Source organism: Flavobacterium sp. N1994 (assembly GCF_025947145.1).
In the GTDB taxonomy this organism is placed as follows: domain Bacteria; phylum Bacteroidota; class Bacteroidia; order Flavobacteriales; family Flavobacteriaceae; genus Flavobacterium.
The window spans coordinates 1,440,392-1,463,186 of sequence record NZ_CP109999.1 but is presented as its reverse complement, the minus strand read 5'-3'; the positions used below and the strand labels follow the sequence as shown (position 1 = coordinate 1,463,186).

The window sequence follows — 22,795 nt, the reverse complement described above, 5'->3', positions numbered from 1 at the left end:
AAACTTTATCAAAATGAAAAATAACTTCCCCTATATAGTAGTATTTCTAGTGGTACTTTTTGCTAGTTGTAAAAAACAAGAAGCAGAAAAACCAAAGGTTACTTACGATGCAACTTCTAAATCAAAACCAGAAATTCCTGTTGATACCACACAAACGGAAGTAGCAGATTTGCCTATTACTATGGAAGGAACGAATATTTTAATTCATCCTATTGGCAATTTAATAGGAAAAGGAAAAGCCATCAAATCATCAAACTATGCCGAAGAAGGTTTTACGGTTTCCAATTATGGCGAATATCAAATCACTGGCTATTTGAAAAATTTAAAGTTTCAGGAAATAGGAAAAGATACTATTTATGCTTTAACCGATAAAAATGTTTTGATAGAGACGGCAACCTATTTAAAAACATTTGCTGATAAAAGTAAACAGCAATTATTGCTCTATTCTTTGGCGGATATAGATACAAACAATGATGGTAAATTAGATAGCAATGATATAAAATCCTTATATATCAGTACCATTTCGGGACAAAAATTCACCAAACTTTCTACAGATTTACAGGAACTAATAGATTGGAAAGTTATTGATTCTAAAGGAATCCTTTATTTCAGAACTATTGAAGATACTGATAAAAATGGGGAGTTTGACAAGCAAGACAAGGTTCATTATTATTTTATGAATCTTATGGATAAAGACTGGAAAGTAAATAGTTATAATCCGGTTTAACTAATCAAAAGACTGCATGGAAACCAATTTAGAATAGGTTCCGTTTTGAGCCAATAGTTGTTCGTGATTTCCTTGCTCTACAATTTTACCTTTGTGCATTACCGCAATTATATCAGCATTTTGTATCGTTGAAAGTCGGTGGGCAATTACGATAGAAGTCCTGTTCTGCATCATATTTTCTAAAGCCATTTGAACTAATCTTTCGCTTTCTGTATCTAGTGCCGAAGTAGCTTCGTCTAAAATCATAATAGGAGGGTTTTTCAAAACAGCACGAGCGATAGATAAACGTTGTTTTTGTCCACCTGAAAGTTTGTTTCCACCGTCTCCAATGTTGGTATAAATGCCTTCAGGTAATTCTTTTACAAATTCATAAGCATTAGCAATTTTTAAAGCTTCAATAATTTCTTCATCAGAAGCATCTTGTTTACCTAGAATGATATTAGCTTTAATAGTATCATTAAACAAAATAGAATCCTGAGTTACCAATCCCATCAAACCACGTAAGGAATGAATATCCATATCTTTTATGTCAATGTTATCAATGCTGATTTTACCCTCATTAACATCATAAAAACGCGTCAATAAATTAGCTATGGTACTTTTTCCACTACCAGATTGTCCAACCAATGCCACTGTTTTTCCTTTAGGAACCTGAAGAGAAAAGTCTTTTAAAACATTTTCCTCATGATATTTAAAGTTGACATTTTCTATTGAAATTCCAGTTTCAAAAGTGTCTTTATGAATAGCATTTGGTTTAGAGGTAATCGTATTTTCTTCTTCCATCAAAGTAAAGACACGTTCCGCAGCTGCCAATCCCGTTTTTACTTGATAGGAAGCTTTTGAAATGTTTTTAGCCGGAGTTAATATTGTGTAAGCTAAAGCGATATAGCCTAGAAAAGCAGTGCTAGCCAATGATTTGTCAACTATAACCATATAGCCTCCATAATATAAAAGAACAGCAATAGTTAGTATTCCTAGGAATTCACTCATTGGGGATGCCAAGTTGCTTTTGTTTCCAATACTATTAGCTAACTGTTGTAATTTTTTTACAGATGCGTTGAATTTTGCAATTAAAAGATTTTCGGCATTATAGCTTTTCACTACTTTCAAACCACCTAAAGTTTCATCTAAAATCGAAATAAAGTAGCCTGTTTCTTGTTGCGCTTTAGTAGATTTTGCTTTCAAATTTTTACCAATTCTAGAAATAATTAAACCAGAGATTGGAATAAAAATAAATACGAATAGTGTTAGTTTGTAACTAATGGCAAGCATGGCAGCAATTGAAAAAATAATGGTCAAAGGTTCGCGGACTACCAGTTCTAAAACTTGAAAAAAGGAATTTTGAACCTCCGTAATATCGCCAAGCATTCTCGACATTACATCGCCTCTTCTTGTTTCAGAATAGTAAGATACGGGAAGGTGAATAATTTTTTCATATAGTTTTTCTCGCATATCTTTTAAAACACCAGTCCGCAAATGCATGATGTGATAAGAAGCCAAAAAATTGAAAATATTCTTCAAGAAAAAAACCACAATGACTATCGAAACTACAAGCAATAGTGCGTATTCTTCGCCTCTTTCTGTTGATAATTTCGTGATATAATAATTCAATAAATCTTCTCCATATTTACCAATGTAGCCAATACTTTTATACGTTGGATGAACGGTTACTTGTTCCGTTTCTTTGAAAAGTACTTTTAAAGTTGGAATGATAGAAACCATTCCTAAGGTGGAAAAGAAAGCATAAAGTATATTGAAGACAATGTTTAAAATGACATTGTTCTTGTACTTTAAGGCAAAAGGAATTAATTTTTTGAGATTACTATCCATTAGTTTAATTGCATTTCTGAAATTATATTCTTGATTTTAGTGTCTAAAAATACTTCTGCAGCTGAAATTTCTTCTAAACTTTCAATCGCAGTATTGACACTGAAATAGAATTTTATTTTCGGTTCTGTTCCACTTGGACGTGCACAAATCTTCGAACCATCTTCTAAATAATAAATCAACACATCCGATTTTGGAACCGATAAAGTTTCTGTTTCATTACTTAACAGATTTCTGGCAGTTGAATTTTGATAATCTTCCACCATAATCACACGTTGTCCATTGATTTCAGAAACTGGAGTTTCACGCATATCAACCATCATTTGCTTGATTTGATTGGCGCCTTCAATTCCTTTTTTGGTAATTGAAATTAGAGATTCTTTATAAAAACCAAAGTCAACATACATTTGCTCTAATTCTTTATAAACTGAACTTCTTTTTTCTTTGGCTTGTGCTGCAATTTCACACATTAATAAAATGGCACCAACGGCATCTTTATCACGAACGGCATCGCCTACCATAAAGCCAAAACTTTCTTCGCCACCGCCAATAAATTTCAATTCAGGGAAATCACGAATGAATTTGGCAATCCATTTAAAACCCGTTAATCCTACTTTACATTCTACATTAAATTCAGATGCCAATTCTAACATCATGGGTGTAGAAACGATAGTCGAACCAATAAATTGTTTGCCGTTAATTTTTCCTGCTTTTTTCCATTGTTCCAAAAGATAGTGCGTCATTACTACCATCGTTTGGTTTCCGTTTAACAACTGCATTTCGCCTTTATTGTTTCTAACAGCTACACCAAGACGGTCGCTATCTGGGTCTGTTCCAAAAACAATATCTGCATTGATTTTATCTGCCAAAGCTAAAGCCATGGTCAGTGCTTCAGGTTCTTCTGGATTTGGAGAAATTACAGTAGGAAAATCACCGTTTGGTTCAGCTTGTTCCGGAACAATATTTACATCAGTATAACCTGCTTTTTCCAATACTTTCGGAACCATTTTGATAGATGTTCCGTGTAATGAAGTGTAAGCTATCTTTAGACTTTGTCTGGCTTGTGCCGATGTATTAAAACTTGCATTTTCTATAGTCGATTTGGCGAAAGCTTCATCAATTTCAGTATCTATATATTGAATTAAACTTTCGTCTGCATCAAATTTGATTTCGTTGTATTTTAAATTTTCAATTACTTGAACAATTTCGGCATCATTTGGCGGTACTAATTGTCCTCCGTCTTGCCAATATACTTTGTATCCGTTGTATTCTGGTGGGTTGTGAGAAGCGGTTAAAACAATTCCAGCATGACAATTCAAATGTCTTACAGTAAAGGACAATTCTGGAGTTGGACGCATATCAGAAAACAGAAATACTTTGATTCCGTTTGCCGAAAAAACATCAGCTACTACTTTGGCTAACGTATTACTGTTATGACGACAATCAAAAGCAATAGCTACTTTAAGTTGTTCGCCTGGAAATGATTTTTTTAAATAATCAGATAGTCCTTGAGTGTTTTTTCCTAGAGTATATTTGTTGATACGATTGGTTCCAACGCCCATTATTCCTCTCATTCCACCTGTTCCAAACTCCAAATTCTTATAGAAACTCTCTTCAAGATTTTTTGGAGAAGAAGTCATCATTTCTTTGATTTCGTCTTGTGTTTTTTGGTCAAAAGTTGGCGTAAGCCATTCGTTTACTTTGTCTACTATATTTTGTTCGATGTGCATAATCTTTTGTTTTACTTAGTTCACTAAGATTTTGAATTATAAATTGACTTCGTTAGAAACTTTATAACGTTCTTCATTGTTTTTGGTTCTCAAGATGATTTCTCCTAAAAACCCTGCTAAAAATAATTGAGAACCAATTATCATCGCAGTTAATGCAATATAAAAAAGAGGGTTTTGTGCCACTAGTGTAGTCGGTTCATGGAAAGCAAATAGTTTCAGTAACTTAATACCAATAATTAAGAAAGTCGATATGAATCCAATAATAAACATAACAACACCAAGCGCACCAAAAAGATGCATAGGTCTTTTGCCATATTTGGACAAAAACCAAATGGTGATTAAGTCAAGAAATCCATTAATAAAACGACTCATGCCAAATTTTGACTCGCCATATTTACGAGCTTGGTGAATCACTACTTTTTCTCCTATTTTACCAAAGCCAGCATTCTTAGCTAATACCGGAATATAGCGATGCATTTCACCTGAAACTTCGATGTTTTTGATTACAATGTTTTTGTAGGCTTTCAATCCACAATTGAAATCATTGAGTTGCACTCCAGAAGTTTTTCGGGCAGCCCAATTGAATAATTTGGAAGGTAAATTTTTTGAAACTACCGAATCATAACGCTTCTTTTTCCAGCCTGATACTAAATCAAAATTCTGATTTACTACCATATTATATAAGTCTGGAATTTCATCTGGGCTGTCTTGTAAATCGGCATCCATTGTAATAATAACATCTCCTTTGGCCTTGGCAAAACCGGCATGTAATGCTTGTGATTTTCCAAAATTCCTAAGAAAGCGAATGCCTTTTACGCTTGGATTTTCTTTGGAAAGTTGTTCAATGATTTGCCACGATTCATCAGTGCTTCCATCGTCTATAAAGATAATTTCATAACTGTAATTGTGGGTCGTCATAATTTTGACAATCCATTGATGTAATTCGGGTAAAGATTCCTGCTCGTTGAGAAGCGGAATAATGATGGATAGATTCATCTATTATAATCCTTGATTCGATCTTGTTTTAAAAATAGCAGCTAGGATTAAACCAAAGATAGCTTGAATTACTAGGCCTACAGCGAAGCCAAGCATTAAGTTTCCAAGAGAATAGTTGTCCGTTTGAGCTAACTTCTGCATTGTTTCGTTTACTGATGCTGCTGGTGCTCCAAATTTCTCCATCATATCAGCAGTATACTTCAAAGTGATTTCTTTGATAGTTTCTTTAGCTTGTGTGTCTATGAAATTAAATAAAATGTAATAGAAAAGCGTTGATATTAAAGAACCAATGGCTGCAGCAATAAAGTATACAGTAAAGGCTTCCTTGAACGCAATGTTACCACCCATTTGTTTTTTAGTTTTTGAAACTAAAACTACACCTATGGTAATTGCTATTACTATAGATACAATGCCAATCCACCAACTTGTAAATAAGTGTAAATCGATAACATAAATTGCTGTTGTGAATAAAACTGAAAATAATCCTAAGATAATTCCAAAAGTTACGCCGTTTTTCTTAATAATTTCATTCATGGTTTTAGGTTTTAAATAATTAACAAATATAGTAATTCCATTATTACTATAAGTATGTTAGGTTTATTTAAAAAAAGTTACACATCGCTTTGTTTATTGTAAAAAAGTTGTATTTTTGCACACTCTAATTAAAAAAAGAATTAATAAAAGCTGTAGCTAGTTTACACCTTTCAGAAAGAAAGCTTCAAAACAAACTACTTCATAACAATAAAAAGATTTATCATGAAAAAAGGAATTCACCCAGAAAATTACAGATTAGTTGCTTTTAAAGACATGTCAAATGACGATGTATTTATCACTAAATCAACAGTTGAAACTAAAGAAACTATCACACACGAAGGAGTTGAATATCCAGTGTACAAAATGGAGATCTCTAGAACTTCTCACCCTTTTTACACAGGTAAATCTAAACTTATCGATACTGCTGGACGTATTGATAAATTCAAAACGAAATACGCTAAACACGCAAAATAATTGTATTAGTGTTTCAATTTTATTAAAACCATTCATGAAAGTGAGTGGTTTTTTTATGCCGTAAACTTTTGTAACTTTGGACTCACAACTCATAACAAACAAAATGAACTACATACTTTTTGACGGAACAGTTCGTAATGCCCTTTTACCATTCACTTTTACAAGACCCGTTGCTGATATCCGTATCGGAATTTTGACTATTCGTGAAAAATGGGAAAAACATTTAGGATATACCACTACGACTTTGACTGAAGAATACCTTTCAGAAAAATTCCCTATGGTGGAAATGGAAGACAATGTAATGATTAATGCTTCTTTTTTGCCCAATGATATCTTGTCTGAAATGGTAATCAGTTTAGAGAAAAATCAAGCCATTTTTCAAGGCGATGAGGTGATTGCTTTTTACACTAACGATACTCAAGAAGAAGTTGATTTTGACAGTTATGAAATACTTGAATTTAATGAAGAGTGCCTGAAAGTAGAACACACTTGGGATATTTTTGCCAAAAATGACGCCGCACTTCGAGAAGATTTTGAATTAATAACCGAAGGAAGAAACTCGCACCCTATACCTAAAAGTGTGAATGTAATTTCCCCTGAAAATATATTTATAGAAGAAGGAGCAAAGCTTGAGTTTGTTACTTTAAATGCTTCCACAGGACCAATTTATATTGGCAAAAATGCAGAAATCATGGAAGGTTCTGTCATTCGTGGCCCTTTTGCTTTGTGCGAATCAGGCAGAGTGAAGTTAGCTACTAAAGTGTATGGTGCAACAACTGTTGGTCCACATTCTGTTATAGGTGGCGAAGTGAGCAATTCCGTTTTAATGGGCTATTCCAATAAAGGTCACGACGGATTTTTAGGAAACTCTGTTTTGGGAGAATGGTGCAATATTGGAGCCGATAGTAATAATTCTAATCTAAAAAACAACTATGAAGAAGTTCGCTTGTGGAGCTATGAAACAGAAGGCTTTGCTAAAACTGGTCTTCAATTCTGTGGCTTAATGATGGGAGACCACAGTAAATGCGGTATCAATACGATGTTTAATACTGGAACTGTTGTTGGTGTTTCTGCCAATATTTTTGGTTCAGGGTTTCCACGAAATTTTGTGCCAAGTTTCTCTTGGGGAGGCGCTTCAGGATTTACCACTTATTTGACTTCAAAAGCATTCCAAACCGCTAAAATTGTAATGGCTAGGCGACAGGTTGAGTTTTCAGAACAGGATGCCAAAATCCTAGAGCACGTTTTTGAAGAAACCAAAAAATACAGAAAAGAATAATAATAGAAAGCACCTTTAAGGTGCTTTTTTATTGTATCAATAGATGTCCTTAGTTTGTTCTAAATACCTTTAATATACTACTGTTATGATTTTAATACGAGTCTAATAAAAATAGGCTTTTCATTAGACTTGTATTAGACTTGTATTAGACTTGTGCCGAACAAATTTTAAAGCTAAAGCTATTCTAATTAAAAAAATAATACATGGAATATTGACTGACTACCACATTATTGTATCTTTGCGCTCTCAATTTTTGACAACGATTTCATCAATTGAGCAATACTATGGAAAACAAAAAGAAAGTCGCCTTTTATACTTTAGGGTGCAAATTGAATTTCTCCGAAACGTCTACTATCGCGAGAAATTTTCAAGACGAAGGTTTTGATCGTGTTGATTTTGAAGAAGTGGCCGATATTTATGTGATCAATACTTGTTCGGTTACTGAAAATGCTGATAAGCAATTCAAGCAAATTGTAAAAAAAGCCATGAAGCTCAACGATAAAGCATTCGTTGCAGCTGTAGGTTGTTATGCCCAATTAAAACCTGAAGAGTTAGCTGCAGTTGATGGCGTAGATTTAGTTTTAGGCGCTACAGAAAAATTCAAAATCACCGATTATCTTAATGACTTGTCTAAAAATGATATGGGAGAAGTGCATTCTTGCGAAATTGAGGAGGCTGATTTTTATGTGGGGAGTTATTCTATTGGTGATAGAACTCGAGCTTTTCTGAAAGTTCAAGATGGATGTGATTATAAATGTACTTATTGTACGATTCCGTTAGCGCGTGGAATTTCTAGAAGTGATGCTTTAGATAATGTGCTAAAAAATGCTTACGATATCTCTAAACAAGGCATCAAAGAAATTGTTTTAACTGGAGTGAACATTGGAGATTATGGTAAAGGGGAGTTTGGCAATAAGAAGCATGAACATACTTTCTTAGATTTGGTTAAAGCCTTAGACGAAGTGGAAGGAATTGAAAGACTCCGAATATCTTCTATAGAACCTAATCTTTTGAAAAACGAAACTATAGAATTTGTATCGCAAAGCAGAACTTTTGTGCCGCATTTTCATATCCCATTGCAAAGTGGAAGTAACACTATTTTAAAGAAAATGAAACGTCGTTACTTGCGAGAAGTGTATACAGATAGAGTAAATAAAATTCGTGAAGTGATGCCACATGCTTGTATTGGTGTGGATATTATTGTAGGTTTTCCAGGTGAGACGGATGAAGATTTTCTAGAGACTTACAACTTCTTAAACGAAATGGATATTTCTTATCTACACGTTTTTACTTATTCTGAAAGAGATAATACCGAAGCTGCTGAAATGCCAGATGTTGTCCCGATGAATGTTAGAAATAAAAGAAGTAAAATGCTTCGTGGCTTATCAGTAAAAAAACGTCGTGCCTTTTATGAAAATCAAATAGGAGCGAATAGAACGGTACTTTTTGAAAGTGAAAACAAAGAAGGCTATATTCACGGCTTTACTGAAAATTACGTAAAAGTGAAAACCCCTTGGAATCCAGAATTAGTAAACACATTACACGAAATCAATTTAACTAAAATTGATGATGACGGTTCCGTTCGAATGGAGTTTTTGAATGTTGAAGTTTAGTATTTATAATGAAACCGTAGTTTGGTAATTCTGAAAACAGTGTCGCTATATTGTTCAATAAATTCGAACTTATTTCTTCCGGTTTGTTTAAAGTCAATAATGCGCTCTGCTGAAATTTCGTAATAGGCGCCTTTTCCTTCAAACATGAATTTGTCCCCGCTAGTTCTGTAAGCTGAACGCACTAAGTCGAATTCGGATAAATTCCAAGCCGTTAAATTGGCATCAAGATTATCTAATTCAGAAAATAATCCTTGGGTTATTTCTGTTTTACTGCCGTAATATTTATCTATAGTCTCAAAAAGAGCAATAATACTTTCGCGAAAATCTTCTCTATTCATTTGATAAATATAAAAAAAAAGCCATAAAAAAAGGAGCTTCATTTGAAACTCCTTTTCGGTAACTAATACTTTATATTTTAATTCCAGGTGGAAGTAAATCTCTATAAGTAGTGTTTTTTCTGAAGAACAGTGCGATTTTTGGTAAAATCGGAACCACTTTTAGCTTCCTTTCGTAAGCAATCTCCATGATGTTTTTTAATAAATCAGTGATAAATTCTTCATCTTCAAAGCCATCGAAAGTGTTTATTCTTGTTAGGAATATTTTCTTTTCTTGAAATGAATATTCTACAGAAATCAATTTACCATCTACCAAAGTTTCAAATTGACGAGCAAAGGTGTTGTCTTTGATTTCAATTTTTTCCGAAATAACTGTTGTGTTCATAATCAAGTAAAATAAAAAGGATTATTTTTAGGCAAATTTACTAATAATTAACGAGTTCACAGTTAAATAATGACTAAAATTCACGTTTATTTTATGCCTGGTATGGCAGCAAGTTCTTCTATCTTTGAGAGAATCAAGCTCCCAACAGACACTTTTGAAATGCATTTACTCGAATGGGTTTTACCAGAAAAAGCAGAAACACTAGAACATTACGCACTGCGTATGGCTAAAAAAGTCAAACACGATAAGGCTATTTTAGTGGGAGTTTCCTTTGGCGGGATTTTAGTTCAGGAAATGAAATCGTTCTTGAATACAAGTAAAGTTATTATCATATCAAGTGTAAAATCGAATGTTGAATTACCAAGAAAGATGAAACTGGCTAAAACGACTAAAGCCTATAAACTGATACCAACACAGTTATTTGAAAACATGGAGCATTTAGCCAAATATACTTTTGGTTCTTCTATTCTAAAACAACGACTGAAATTATATGAAAAGTTTCTATCGGTTCGAGACAAAAGCTATCTAGACTGGGCCATCGAAAATATCATTAATTGGAAAAGAACAAAAATTGATGCAGAGATTATCCATATTCATGGAGATGCCGATGAGGTTTTTCCAATTCAGTATATCAAAAATGCTATACATGTTAAGGGTGGAACCCATATTATGATTTTAACAAGGTACCGATGGCTCAATGACAATTTACCTAAAATTATGTTAGAAGAACAGTAATTGCTACATATTTTTGTAGTTTTACAGTACGAATAAATGAATTATGACATCGCCACAAAAAAAGAGTTTGTTGAAAACAAACACCAACAAATAAAAGGCGATTGCATATCTGACCAAAAAAATAAATCCTACAGATATGAAAACGAATAAAGCCCTATTATCTACACTTGCCGTTGTTATACTTTCGGGACTACTAGTTTTTGGAATTGCAGGGGATAATAAAGATAAACTAATGCACGAAGGAACTGCGATGTTCTTTCCAGAAAGTATCGATTTTGCTGGAGAAAGTGCTCCATTGCAAATTACAGATGTTAAAGAACGATTGGATAGAGAATTACTTATTAATGCTAATTTAGATGCTACAACGGCTCTAATTATAAAACGTGCCAACAGAGCTTTTCCTATCATCGAACCTATATTAAAACAATATGGTGTACCTGATGATTTTAAATATTTAGCCGTTATTGAAAGCGGTTTGATTAATGCTACTTCTTCCTCTGGAGCCAAAGGAGTTTGGCAGTTTATGCCTGATACCGCCAAAGAAAAAGGCATGGAAGTGAATGATATTGTGGATGAGCGTTATCATTTAGAGAAATCGACTGAGGCTGCTTGTAAATATTTTTTAGCAGCTAAAGAAAAATTTGGAACATGGACTATGGCCGCTGCCTCTTATAATGGAGGAATGAACGGTTTGAGCAAAAAAATTGATGAGCAAAAAGTAACTAATTACTATGATTTGGGTTTAACCGAAGAGACTTCACGTTATGTTTTTAGAATTTTGGCTTTGAAAGAAATCATGAAGCAACCTGCAAAGTATGGTTTTACTATATACCCAACGGATTTATATGCGCCAATCCCAACTAAAAGTGTAGAAGTGGATAGTACCATTACTGATTTAACCAATTTCGCCAAGTCACAAGGGATTAATTATAAAATCCTAAAAATTCACAACCCTTGGTTAAGAGATAAACGACTACCAAATCCAACGAAGAAAAAATACGAAATTAAAATTCCTTTGGAAGGATATTAAAATAAAAAAGTCCCAATAATTTGGGACTTTTTTATAAAGTAATTTATGATTAGATCTTCTTCATCTGCTCTTTCATCATCGTGATCTGATCTTTTAGCATGTTTTGTTTGTCTAGCTTTTTGGCTTCGTTTAATAAAGTAGTGGCTTCCATTTTACGTCTTCTTGACATGGCTATTCCAGCTAAGTTTAATTTGGCTACAGCCAAATCCATATCCATACTTAACCCTAATTCAATAGCTTTCTTGAAGAATTTTTCTGATTGATGAAGATTCGTTTGTGATAACATTAAACCGTGAAGGTAATTGTAGTAACCTTGTTGTTTTCTTACTAATGCAGTTTCTGGGTTTTTGATTTTATCTAACCACACTTTAGCCCCTGCGAAATCCTGTTTTCTTAACTTTAAGAAGGCCATAAGGATAAATTCGTTTTTATAATAAAGGAAAATTGGAATGGCAGTTAGTAAAATTAGGAAGATTCCGTTTCCTATATTTCCTTCTGTGAATTGCCAAACGGCTGTTACTACTAGTAAAGCAGCTATAATTAATTTAATAAATCTGTGAAACATAATTTTGTGTTTTTTGTGGTCGCAAAGGTAATAAAAGGATTTGAAAATATTTTTATAAAACTACTTGCCAGAAAAAAAAAGCTTTGTATATTTGCACTCGGTTTTGAAAGAGCCGTATACCATAGAAATTAATACAAGATTTTAAAGATACTAAGCAATGAGCAAAAGAACGTTTCAACCATCGAAAAGAAAGAGAAGAAATAAACACGGATTTATGGACAGAATGGCTTCTGCAAATGGAAGAAAAGTCCTTGCACGTCGTAGAGCAAAAGGAAGACATAAATTGACTGTATCTTCAGAACCAAGACACAAAAAATAATGATTAGCAATTAATCAATATTAAGCCGTTACTTTTAGTAGTAACGGCTTTTTTTATAACCTGTTTATAAATATTGATAAGTTGCAGGAGCTATTTCCCGCTATCCGTTCCAATCTTTTTATTTTTAAAGAAAAAATAAAAAGGATTTCTACTGCTATCGGGGCTAGAATCAAAAGCATAAACAACATACAACTAAACAACTAAAATCTAAGAAATCTAATTTTCTAAGAATCTAAAAATCTAACTACAATGCCAAAAGACAATTCCATTAAATCGGTTTTAATTATAGGTTCTGGTCCTATTGTTATTGGACAGGCTTGCGAATTTGATTATGCTGGGTCACAATCAGCACGTTCCTTACGGGAAGAAGGGATTGAAGTCATCTTGATTAATTCAAATCCAGCGACTATTATGACCGACCCGAGTATGGCGGATCATGTTTATTTATTGCCTTTAACCACTAAATCGATTATTCAAATTCTTAAAAACCATCCTCAAATTGATGCTGTGTTGCCTACGATGGGAGGACAGACGGCTTTGAATCTTTGTTTGGAAGCAGATGAAAAAGGCATTTGGAAAGATTTTAATGTGCGTTTGATAGGGGTTGATATTAATGCTATCAATATTACAGAAGACAGAGAGCAGTTTAAACAATTGTTGCAAAGAATTGATGTACCTACTGCTCCTGCTAAAACAGCTACTTCCTTTTTAAAAGGGAAAGAGATTGCTCAAGAGTTTGGTTTTCCTTTAGTAATTCGGCCTTCGTTTACTTTGGGAGGAACTGGAGCGGCTTTTGTACATAAAAAAGAAGACTTTGATGATTTACTTACAAGAGGATTAGAAGCTTCTCCAATTCACGAGGTTTTGATTGATAAGGCTTTGTTAGGTTGGAAGGAATACGAATTAGAATTGCTTCGGGATCAGAATGACAATGTTGTGATTATTTGTTCTATTGAGAATATGGATCCAATGGGAATTCATACCGGAGATTCTATTACGGTGGCACCCGCCATGACGTTGTCGGATACTACTTTTCAGAGGATGCGGGATTATGCTATTTTGATGATGCGTTCTATTGGGAACTTTGCTGGAGGTTGTAATGTGCAGTTTGCGGTTTCTCCGGATGAGAGAGAAGATATTGTGGCTATTGAGATTAATCCGCGTGTGTCTCGTTCTTCTGCATTAGCTTCTAAAGCTACTGGGTATCCTATTGCTAAAGTGGCTACTAAATTGGCTTTAGGCTATCACTTGGATGAATTGCAGAATCAGATTACCAAATCGACTTCGGCGTTGTTTGAACCTACTTTGGATTATGTGATTGTGAAGATTCCGCGTTGGAACTTTGATAAGTTTGAGGGTTCTGATAGAACCTTGGGACTTCAAATGAAATCGGTTGGAGAAGTTATGGGGATTGGGCGTTCTTTTCAAGAAGCGTTGCATAAAGCTACTCAATCTTTAGAGATTAAGCGAAATGGTTTAGGAGCTGATGGGAAAGGGTATAAGAACTATGAACAAATTATTGAGAAACTTACGTTTGCGAGTTGGGATAGAGTGTTTGTGATTTATGATGCGATTGCAATGGGGATTCCGTTGTCTCGTATTCATGAGATTACTAAGATTGATATGTGGTTTTTGCGACAATATGAAGAGTTGTATCATTTAGAAAAAGAGATTTCACAATACAAAATAGATACTTTACCGAAAGAGTTATTATTGGAAGCCAAACAAAAAGGCTATGGAGATAGACAGATTGCCCATATGTTGCAGTGTTTGGAAAGTCAGGTGTATAAGTTGCGGGATGAGATGAACATTAAACGGGTTTATAAGCTAGTAGATACTTGTGCGGCCGAGTTTAAAGCGTTAACTCCATATTATTACTCTACGTTTGAGGCTGAGATTGAAACGGCTACAGGAGAGCGTTATGTACATAATGAAAGTGTGGTTACCAATAAAAAGAAGGTAGTAGTCCTAGGTTCGGGGCCGAATCGTATTGGGCAGGGGATTGAGTTTGATTATTCTTGTGTTCATGGGGTTTTGGCGGCGAAAGAGTGTGGCTATGAAACTATTATGATTAACTGTAATCCCGAGACGGTTTCTACTGATTTTGATACTGCGGATAAGTTATATTTTGAGCCTGTTTTTTGGGAACATATTTATGATATTATTCGACATGAGCAACCTGAGGGTGTGATTGTACAATTGGGAGGACAGACGGCTTTGAAGTTGGCTGAGAAATTGGATCGCTATGGGATTAAGATATTAGGAACTTCTTTTGATGCTTTGGATTTAGCGGAAGATAGAGGTCGTTTTTCTGAGTTGTTATCAGAGTTGAAGATTCCTTTTCCTAAGTTTGGTGTAGCAGAGAATGCGGATCAGGCTTCGGCGCTTGCGGATATTTTGGATTTCCCTTTGTTGGTTCGTCCTTCTTATGTTTTGGGTGGACAAGGGATGAAGATTGTCATCAATAAGCAGGAGTTGGAGGAGCATGTGATTGATTTGTTGAAAAACATACCAGGGAATAAATTGTTATTGGATAACTATTTGGATGGAGCTATTGAGGCAGAAGCAGATGCGATATGTGATGGAGAAAATGTGTATATCATTGGCATCATGGAGCATATTGAGCCTTGTGGTGTCCATTCGGGGGATAGTAATGCTACTTTGCCTCCTTTTAACTTGGGGGAGTTTGTGATGCAACAGATTAAGGACCATACGAAGAAGATAGCTTTGGCTTTGAGAACGGTGGGGTTAATCAATATACAGTTTGCTATCAAAGATGATATTGTTTATATCATTGAGGCGAATCCTAGAGCTTCGAGAACGGTGCCTTTTATTGCTAAAGCTTATGGGGAACCTTATGTGAATTATGCTACTAAAGTGATGCTTGGGGTGAATAAAGTAACCGATTTTACTTTTAATCCGCAGTTGAAGGGGTATGCTATTAAGCAACCGGTGTTTTCTTTTAGTAAGTTCCCGAATGTAAATAAAGCGCTGGGTCCTGAGATGAAATCTACTGGGGAGAGTATTTTGTTTATTGATGATTTGAAGGATGATCAGTTTTATGAGTTGTATTCGCGTCGTAAGATGTATTTGAGTAAATAAAGAATTACGAATTACGAATTATCAATTACGAATGGAGCTACTTCGCAAGCTCAGTTTGAAGAAAATATATAACCGCCTCGATTACATTGAGGCGGTTTTTTTATATCCTTTTGTTTAGGATTTCTTTGTAGATGGCGAGTTCTTTTTTTAGGGCTTCGATTTCTTGTTGTTGTTCTTGGATTTGTTCTTGGATTTGTTGTTGGAAGCTGGTTTTGTTGGTTTGTTGGAGTTCTTCAGGGAGTTGTTGAATTAAATCGGTGAAGAGGTTGTAGCCTAGGGCGTGGCTTAGCTTCCAGAGGGTTCTGGTTTGGAGGGTTTCTTGAATAAAATAGCCATTTATTGTGGATTGATGGATATTCATTCTTCTTGCTATTTCGGAGTATCTAATATTATGTTCATCTATTCTGTTTTTGATGAAGGTACCCATGTGTGGGAGTTGGTTTGCGGAGTGGGAGGTTGTTTTCATATGGTTTGTATTAGATTCAACATAATTTACTATTTGTTCTTCTGTGTCAAATAGTTATCAAATTTTGTGCCATTTGGTATAAACCCAATGGGATATAGTATATACCTAACAGGGTATGGTATTAATTCAAAGGGATATGGGATTAGCCCATGGGGGTTTGGTATTAACCCAAAAGGACATGGGATTAACCTATGGGGGTATTGTATTAACCCAAGGAGATATTGGATTGACCCATAGGGGTTTTGGATTACCCCAAGGAGGTTTGGTATTAACCCAAAGAAGTTTGGGATAACCCCAAATAATTACGAATTATTAATTACGAATGAAGATACTTCGCAGGCTCAGTATGACAAGAGTGAGGTGTGATGTTATTTGTGAATAAGGAAATGAAAATACCTTTACTATGCTGGAGTTTTGAGGTCGGTGGGGAAGGGGTGGTAGGCGTAGTAGTGGAGGACTTCTTCGATGGCTCTTTTTAGGGCTTCGTTTACGGGGAGCATAGTTTTGGCTAATTTGAAATCGATTTGGGAGAGGTGCATGTAATAGTCGGAGAAGATGGGAATGTAGAGGCCTTTGCTGATGGCTTCGGTGGTATTTTGGTAGTTATCGGGTTGGTTTTCTTTTATGATTTTGCAGGTGGCTAGGCGTAGTTTTCCGAATTGGTCTCGGCTGGCAGCGTATCCGAAAAGGCGACAGATTAATCCTCGGTATTTATAGTTGGAGCAGCTTCCGTTATCGCTGTCTACTATGGATAGGGGTCGGTAAATGTGGCAAAGGGATTGGTTGGAATCGTTTAATTCGTCTAACATTCTTTCGGCTTGACCGTTTAGATAGAGGTGGAAAGCCCAAGGGAAGAACTCTAGAGGAGAGGCATCAATGTGAGGCGTAGTGCAACATCTTCCGCAACCTGCTATGCAATGTAACCCAGTTTGGGATTGGAACTGGGAGATTTCTTTTTCTAGTCGGTCAAATAGTTGTTCTACTAATTTTACCTTGGTTTCGATAGCCATTTTTTTGTAAGGTAGGCTATTTTGAATTGTGAATTGTAAATTGTGAATTTTGAATTATTTTTATTTTCTTCTGACGTAGATGTGTTTGATGTTGTTTTTGCCACTATCGCGTTCGTCAATTTCGAAGCGGTTGATGCTTTTGATTAAGGCTAGTAATTTTGGGAAACCGTAATTTCTTGAATCGAAGTCGGGTTTCTTTTTTAGCATTAAGTTGCCTAGCTCTCCTAAGAACGCCCATCCGTTTTCATCTTCGATGTCGTCTATACTATCGGCGAATAGTTTGATGATTTTTGGATCGATTTTGCTGATAGGGTTGCTGGCAGGGGCTTTAGTATTTTTAGATTGTTTTGGATTATTGGTTTCTACTGTAGGCTCCTCATCGTTTTTCTTTAGGATTTCGATGTAAATGAATTTATCGCAAGCGGTGATGAATGGCGTTAGTGTTTTCTTTTCGCCGATGCCAATGACTTTCATTCCGGCTTCCCGAAGGCGAGTAGCTAAACGAGTAAAATCGGAATCGCTGGAAACGATGCAGAAACCGTCTACTTTTCCGGTATAGAGAATATCCATCGCGTCGATGATTAGGGCGCTATCGCTAGCGTTTTTCCCGACGGAATAACTGTATTGTTGGATGGGTGTTATGGCATTTTCTAACAGGACTTTTTTCCAACCAGAGACGGTAGGTTTGGTCCAATCGGCATAGATGCGTTTGAACGTTGGGGTTCCGTATTTGGCAATTTCTTCGAACATTTCTTTTACGTTAGCGTAAGGAACGTTATCGGCATCGATTAGTACGGCTAGTTTTAGGTCTTTTTTGATTTCCATTATTGTTGTAGCAATGGCACTTTGGTTTTAGACTTTAGTGTTTCTTGCTTTAGTTTTTAATTAATTTATAGGTAGTTTTTTCCTGTTCTGTTTTGATGGTTACGAAATAAAAACCGGATTGTAGCGTAGCAATATTTATAGGTTGCAAGCTTTGGATAGTTCCTTTTAGCAGTGATTTTCCGTTGATATCTATGATTTCATAATTAGCATCAACATTAGTTTTGGCTTCTATGGTAATGAAGCTTGTTGCTGGGTTTGGATATACTGAAAAGTTATTTTTGATAAAGTTGGTTGTAGCCAAAGCAGTTACCTGTGTTGTTACGGTATTGGTGTATATTGGAGGATTATAATCAAAGTAAATGGCAGAGCTGGAAGACATAATGTCCCACAGGGCTATTGTTGCTTTAGGTTTGATTCGGTAGGCCATCCAACCGTGACTTGCTGGTTCGTTTGCTGATTCATATGGCAAATTGATGTTGGAAAAAGTATAGGTAACTTCGTTTCCGTTTCTGATTTGAATGTTGGCGTTGTGGCTTGATGCTATGGGTTCAAAGGTATCCCAGTCTAATTTTGAATCTAAGGTCTCTTTTATTACAACGGTTGTTGCGTTTGCGGTTCCTGTGTTTTGGAATTGAGTGACATAATTTAAATAATCATTGGTTTGTCCGATATCGATAAATCTACCTTCGATAACGGTTTTATCATTTGGGTCGAAGGAGCTTCTTACGGTTTGATTCCACGTAAAGGTATTATCAGATGGATAGTCATCACCAGCAATAGGATTGGCAATTACTGAAAAAGGTAGTGAGGAGCCCATAATGGCTGTCGTTGATACAGTAAAAGCCAAATCAATATAGCGGCTTTCGAAAGGTAGAAGATTAGTGTAATTCCATGTTAAGGTATTGGCAGTAGCACTGTTCTGAGCAGGGTAGGCATTGGATAAAGTTAATTTTCCATTGTCAAATGTCAATTGTATGCTCCCACTTAGATTGGTACTTCCGTTATTGGTAAAATGGATTTTATAATTTGCAATGTTGCCAGGGATAGCTTCATTGGTTTTGAACATGCCCACACTAAGATTTGTATAATTCCCTATTGAACCTATGCAAAAATTATTATTGTTATAATCTATTGGATTTACAGAATTGTATGTTGAGACATTTGTAGAAGAAGGATTACTAGTAAAATGACTATTTAAATCTATTGACGCTAGGATATCATAATTAGTGCTCATGTTAGGCACCATAATATAGTAATCTCCAGATGTATTTGTGAAAGAAGTAAATGTATTAGTATTGTTGGTTGCAGCTATCCTACGGTTAGGGAAATTAACTCCAGTTGCGCAATTGTCATTATTATTGTTTAGCTTGACTTTACCTGAAATTGTATGCGGTGTCAGATCGGTTATTTTGGTAACTATATTGTACCCTGGATTTGGGCATGAATAGCAGGGAGTATCATCTATAAAAGGCATATCATTTGTAAAACATTCGGTTGTATATACTACATAAGAGTTGTTATATACGTAGCCAATATTTATATCTGAATTGGTAAGATAATGAATACCGGTTGTGATTAGTCCTTGAGTAGGATTTACAATTGCATTATCATCAATAATTGTGTAGGGAACGATACTGTTTACTTCATAGGTATAATTAATGCAGTCGCCAACATCTACTATACTATTGCCATTTAAATCCTGGTATACTGCATTTTCTGTAGCGCTGACATTTACAGAATAAAATGATTGGGTTGGGATATCGTTATAATAGGAACCATATTCTGGATAGCCATTAACAATTTCATAATTTGTTGGGTCGGATGATAAATCAGTAATTACGGAGGTATCTGAAGTGGTGGCATGGACAATGGTTTGGCTTATGTCATAACACAAAGCACCGTATTTATATCCATTAAACATAACTACTTCGCCTGGAGCCAAACTGGCAATCGGTGTAAAATTATACATAATAGGGGTTGTTCCCGGGGCTTCTGTTATATATACATTGGTCAGCGTTTCGGTACCAGTATTTTTTACAGAAAAATAAAACTGAACATAATTAGGAGGCCCCATTAATCCATTCATCTTTAATCCGATTGCAGCTCCCGTCGGAGGATTTTCAGTAGATTTTGCTACTGCAATAGAAAAACAAAATAAAAAGAAAGAAAGTAATTTTAGTTTCATGGTAAATAGTTTAATTTACAGTAGCTTACGAATGTAAATATATAAAAATTCTTATTTACTTTTCTTGTCTTCTATCAAATCACTTAAATGCAAACGTAAGGCAGTCACTGAGATACTGATTTCCCAAAAGGAGATTCCTAAAGAGGTCAGTAGGCATAATAGACTTGCTGCAAAAAGATATATACCTAATACTTGTTGTTCCAGAAATAGGCAGAACATAGCAAAAACGGAAAGGAATAGGCATAATACCCCGAAAAGTTGCATGTATCTTATAAGCGATAGTCTTAAGTTGAGGTTTTTGATTTGGAGGAGGATACTTTTGCTATGGACTTCGTCGTAGTGTTTTTTTAGGCTTCTAACGATTTGGGCTATGGTTAGGAAGCGATTGGTGTAGGCTAGCAATATTAATGATGTTGCTGAGAAGAGAAGGGCTGGGGTTTCTATGTGTAGGGTCATATTAGTTATGAGTTTTGAGTTATGCCCTTCGACTGCGCTCAGGGTGACAATGAACTGCTAAGTTCGGGAATTTATTTAAATAAAAAACCTGTAAGTTGGAACTCACAGGTTTTATATTATGCAGACCCCTCGACTGCGCTCGGGGTGACAAATGAATTATTTAATCAACTCAAAGCTACGTTTAACGAATGCCGTTAGTTCTTCGCCTTTTAGTAATCCTTGAGAGATTTTGGCTAAGTCTAAGGCTTGTTTTACTAAACTTTCTTGGGCTGATTTATCTTCTGTATTTAGAATGGTAGTGGCCAAATCAGAGTTGGTATTCACCACTAAGTTATACATTTCAGGGAAGTTGCCCATTCCGAACATTCCGCCACCACCAGATTGACTCATTTCTTTCATACGACGCATGAATTCAGGTTGCGTGATGATGAATGGTGCTGCTGAGCTGTCCATTGGTTCTAATTGTACGGAGTAGTTTGTTTTTGGTACAATTTCTTCTACTACGGTTTTTAGTTTAGAAGACTCTTCTTCGGACAGTTTTGAAATTTGAGTATCTTCTTTTTGGATTAATTTATCGATATGGTCAGAATCTACACGAACAAAAGTTAGATTTTCGTTATCCCCTTCTAGTTTTTGGATTAAGTGTGAAACTATAGGAGAATCTAATAGTAATACTTCATACCCTTTTTCTTTAGCAATTTCGATATAGCCATGTTGTGCATCTTTGTTGGAAGCATAAAGTACAACTAACTTTCCGTTTTTGTCGGTTTGGTTGGCAGTGATGGCTTCTTTTAATTCGGCTAAAGTGTAATATTTATCATCAACTGATGGGTATAATACGAAGTCACCAGCTTTTTCGTAGAATTTAGGTTCTGAAAGCATACCATATTCTAGGACGATTTTGATGTCGTTCCATTTTTTCTCGAAGTCTTCGCGGTTTTCGTTGAATAGCGATTTCATTTTATCGGCTACTTTACGAGTGATGTAGTTTGAAATTTTCTTTACGTTACCGTCGGCTTGAAGATAAGAACGGGATACGTTAAGTGGAATATCTGGAGAATCTATTACTCCTTTTAGCATGCCTAAAAATTCAGGTACAATACCTTCTACGTTATCGGTAACGTATACTTGGTTTTGGTATAGTTGAATTTTATCTTTTTGCAATTGCAAATCGGCAGACATTTTTGGGAAGTATAAAATTCCAGTCAGGTTGAAAGGATAGTCAACATTTAAATGAATATTGAATAAAGGTTCTTCAAACTGCATTGGATACAATTCGCGGTAGAAGTTTTTATAATCTTCATCAGTTAAATCAACAGGTTGTTTTGTCCAAGCTGGATTTGGGTTGTTGATGATGTTATCGACTTCCACTTCAGTGAAAATATTGTCTTTATTTTCTTCTGCAACGCTTTCCCCTTTTTTCTGTTCGATTTTTTCTTTGCGTGTTCCGAATTTAATGGGCACTGGCATGAACTTGTTGTATTTGGTTAACAGTTCACGGATTTTGTATTCTTCTAAAAATTCTAGAGAATCTTCGGCAATATGAAGTATGATTTCGGTACCTCTGTCGGTTTTGTCATGTGGCTCTAAGGTGAACTCTGGACTTCCGTCACAAATCCAATGAGCGGCAGGTTCCTCTTTATAGGATTTGGTAATGATTTCTACTTTTTCGGCAACCATGAAGGCCGAATAGAAACCAAGACCGAAGTGACCGATGATACCTGAATCTTTGGCAGAGTCTTTATACTTCTCTAAAAACTCTTCAGCGCCAGAGAAAGCCACTTGGTTGATATACTTTTCTACTTCTTCGGCTGTCATGCCAAGACCTTGATCAATGAGGTGAAGTTTTTTACCTTCTTTATCGATTTTTACTTCGATGATTGGGTTGCCATATTCTACTTTGGCTTCGCCAATGCTGGTTAAGTGTTTTAATTTAAGCGTAGCATCCGTAGCGTTGGATACTAATTCGCGCAAGAAAATTTCGTGGTCGCTGTATAAAAACTTCTTGATTAGTGGAAAGATGTTTTCTACTGATACATTAATTTTTCCTGTTGTCATATTGTTTTATTTTTAAGATTAAACGATTTGCTTATTTACTACTCAAAAGTGAGACCACTTATAGTAATTATGACAAATTGACGTAGTAACAATTCTACAAGAATTTAGTAGGATTATGTAAATTTCATTTTAAAAATGAGCGTA

22 protein-coding genes are annotated in these 22,795 nt (G+C 35.3%); 9 read left to right on the top strand and 13 right to left on the bottom strand.

Annotated elements, in window-relative coordinates; translation table 11 throughout:
* Positions 1-13 precede the first annotated feature (13 nt).
* Positions 14-727, top strand: coding sequence for a hypothetical protein (locus tag OLM53_RS06675; RefSeq protein WP_264522261.1), 714 nt, complete (start codon positions 14-16; stop codon positions 725-727).
* On the opposite strand, the gene OLM53_RS06670 is transcribed toward OLM53_RS06675, so the two are convergent.
* From OLM53_RS06670 to OLM53_RS06655, 4 genes are read right to left on the bottom strand one after another with little or no spacing between them, the layout of a single operon-like run.
* On the bottom strand, positions 728-2,557 hold the full coding sequence (locus OLM53_RS06670) for an ABC transporter ATP-binding protein (protein ID WP_264522260.1): 1,830 nt from the start codon (positions 2,555-2,557) through the stop codon (positions 728-730).
* Positions 2,557-4,284, bottom strand: a complete 1,728-nt coding sequence (locus tag OLM53_RS06665) for a phospho-sugar mutase (RefSeq protein ID WP_264522259.1) — start codon at positions 4,282-4,284, stop codon at positions 2,557-2,559. Before OLM53_RS06665 ends, OLM53_RS06670 begins: the two co-directional genes overlap by 1 nt.
* Before the next feature lie 36 nt (positions 4,285-4,320).
* Positions 4,321-5,280, bottom strand: a complete 960-nt coding sequence (locus tag OLM53_RS06660; protein WP_264522258.1) for a glycosyltransferase family 2 protein — start codon at positions 5,278-5,280, stop codon at positions 4,321-4,323.
* A gap of 3 nt (positions 5,281-5,283) precedes the next feature.
* Positions 5,284-5,814, bottom strand: a complete 531-nt coding sequence (locus OLM53_RS06655) for a DUF4199 domain-containing protein (RefSeq protein ID WP_264522257.1) — start codon at positions 5,812-5,814, stop codon at positions 5,284-5,286.
* 222 nt (positions 5,815-6,036) lie between these two features.
* Here OLM53_RS06655 and OLM53_RS06650 point away from each other — a divergent pair, with 222 nt between their 5' ends.
* The 3 genes from OLM53_RS06650 (at position 6,037) to mtaB (ending at position 9,180) form a co-directional block, all read left to right on the top strand.
* Positions 6,037-6,288, top strand: coding sequence for a type B 50S ribosomal protein L31 (locus tag OLM53_RS06650; protein ID WP_264522256.1), 252 nt, complete (start codon positions 6,037-6,039; stop codon positions 6,286-6,288).
* Positions 6,289-6,391: 103 nt separating this feature from the next.
* Positions 6,392-7,567 (top strand): GlmU family protein, encoded by a 1,176-nt coding sequence (locus OLM53_RS06645; protein ID WP_264522255.1) that lies wholly within the window; start codon positions 6,392-6,394, stop codon positions 7,565-7,567.
* 284 nt (positions 7,568-7,851) lie between these two features.
* Positions 7,852-9,180 carry a tRNA (N(6)-L-threonylcarbamoyladenosine(37)-C(2))-methylthiotransferase MtaB gene (gene mtaB, locus OLM53_RS06640; protein WP_264522254.1) on the top strand — a complete coding sequence of 443 codons (1,329 nt, stop codon included), beginning with the start codon at positions 7,852-7,854 and terminating at the stop codon, positions 9,178-9,180.
* Here the strand turns inward: mtaB and OLM53_RS06635 are convergent.
* Both OLM53_RS06635 and OLM53_RS06630 read right to left on the bottom strand, forming a co-directional pair.
* A complete protein-coding gene (locus OLM53_RS06635) occupies positions 9,177-9,518 on the bottom strand; it encodes a hypothetical protein (RefSeq protein ID WP_264522253.1) in 342 nt (113 codons plus the stop codon). The two genes, mtaB and OLM53_RS06635, sit on opposite strands and share 4 nt — an antisense overlap.
* Before the next feature lie 70 nt (positions 9,519-9,588).
* Positions 9,589-9,900: a GNAT family N-acetyltransferase gene (locus OLM53_RS06630; RefSeq protein ID WP_264522252.1), complete on the bottom strand. Its 312-nt coding sequence runs from the start codon at positions 9,898-9,900 to the stop codon at positions 9,589-9,591.
* 69 nt (positions 9,901-9,969) lie between these two features.
* On the opposite strand from OLM53_RS06630, the gene OLM53_RS06625 reads away from it, so the two are divergent.
* Both OLM53_RS06625 and OLM53_RS06620 read left to right on the top strand, forming a co-directional pair.
* On the top strand, positions 9,970-10,635 hold the full coding sequence (locus OLM53_RS06625; RefSeq protein ID WP_264522251.1) for an alpha/beta hydrolase: 666 nt from the start codon (positions 9,970-9,972) through the stop codon (positions 10,633-10,635).
* 136 nt (positions 10,636-10,771) lie between these two features.
* Complete coding sequence (locus OLM53_RS06620; RefSeq protein ID WP_264522250.1) at positions 10,772-11,665, top strand: lytic transglycosylase domain-containing protein; 894 nt, start codon at positions 10,772-10,774, stop codon at positions 11,663-11,665.
* 49 nt (positions 11,666-11,714) lie between these two features.
* On the opposite strand, the gene OLM53_RS06615 is transcribed toward OLM53_RS06620, so the two are convergent.
* Positions 11,715-12,230 (bottom strand): DUF2892 domain-containing protein, encoded by a 516-nt coding sequence (locus tag OLM53_RS06615; RefSeq protein WP_264522249.1) that lies wholly within the window; start codon positions 12,228-12,230, stop codon positions 11,715-11,717.
* 157 nt (positions 12,231-12,387) lie between these two features.
* Here OLM53_RS06615 and rpmH point away from each other — a divergent pair, with 157 nt between their 5' ends.
* Together rpmH and carB are read left to right on the top strand one after the other, a co-directional pair.
* Complete coding sequence (gene rpmH / locus OLM53_RS06610; RefSeq protein ID WP_008464848.1) at positions 12,388-12,549, top strand: 50S ribosomal protein L34; 162 nt, start codon at positions 12,388-12,390, stop codon at positions 12,547-12,549.
* A 249-nt stretch (positions 12,550-12,798) separates the two neighbouring features.
* Positions 12,799-15,651 carry a carbamoyl-phosphate synthase large subunit gene (carB, locus tag OLM53_RS06605; RefSeq protein ID WP_264522248.1) on the top strand — a complete coding sequence of 951 codons (2,853 nt, stop codon included), beginning with the start codon at positions 12,799-12,801 and terminating at the stop codon, positions 15,649-15,651.
* A 100-nt stretch (positions 15,652-15,751) separates the two neighbouring features.
* Here the strand turns inward: carB and OLM53_RS06600 are convergent, their stop codons facing one another.
* A complete protein-coding gene (locus OLM53_RS06600) occupies positions 15,752-16,117 on the bottom strand; it encodes a helix-turn-helix domain-containing protein (protein ID WP_264522247.1) in 366 nt (121 codons plus the stop codon).
* 136 nt (positions 16,118-16,253) lie between these two features.
* Here OLM53_RS06600 and OLM53_RS06595 point away from each other — a divergent pair, with 136 nt between their 5' ends.
* Positions 16,254-16,409 carry a hypothetical protein gene (locus tag OLM53_RS06595; protein WP_264522246.1) on the top strand — a complete coding sequence of 52 codons (156 nt, stop codon included), beginning with the start codon at positions 16,254-16,256 and terminating at the stop codon, positions 16,407-16,409.
* Between the two features lie 109 nt (positions 16,410-16,518).
* On the opposite strand, the gene OLM53_RS06590 is transcribed toward OLM53_RS06595, so the two are convergent.
* The 5 genes from OLM53_RS06590 to htpG all read right to left on the bottom strand — a co-directional run bounded on the left by OLM53_RS06590 (position 16,519) and on the right by htpG (position 22,651).
* Positions 16,519-17,127, bottom strand: coding sequence for a YkgJ family cysteine cluster protein (locus OLM53_RS06590; protein WP_264522245.1), 609 nt, complete (start codon positions 17,125-17,127; stop codon positions 16,519-16,521).
* Positions 17,128-17,187: 60 nt separating this feature from the next.
* Positions 17,188-17,952, bottom strand: coding sequence for an NYN domain-containing protein (locus OLM53_RS06585; protein ID WP_264522244.1), 765 nt, complete (start codon positions 17,950-17,952; stop codon positions 17,188-17,190).
* 49 nt (positions 17,953-18,001) lie between these two features.
* Positions 18,002-20,137 (bottom strand): T9SS type A sorting domain-containing protein, encoded by a 2,136-nt coding sequence (locus OLM53_RS06580; protein WP_264522243.1) that lies wholly within the window; start codon positions 20,135-20,137, stop codon positions 18,002-18,004.
* Positions 20,138-20,188: 51 nt separating this feature from the next.
* Entirely contained in the window at positions 20,189-20,593 is a 405-nt protein-coding gene (locus OLM53_RS06575) for a DUF2721 domain-containing protein (RefSeq protein ID WP_264522242.1), read from the bottom strand.
* A gap of 156 nt (positions 20,594-20,749) precedes the next feature.
* Positions 20,750-22,651, bottom strand: a complete 1,902-nt coding sequence (gene htpG / locus OLM53_RS06570; RefSeq protein ID WP_264522241.1) for a molecular chaperone HtpG — start codon at positions 22,649-22,651, stop codon at positions 20,750-20,752.
* Positions 22,652-22,795: the final 144 nt, after the last annotated feature.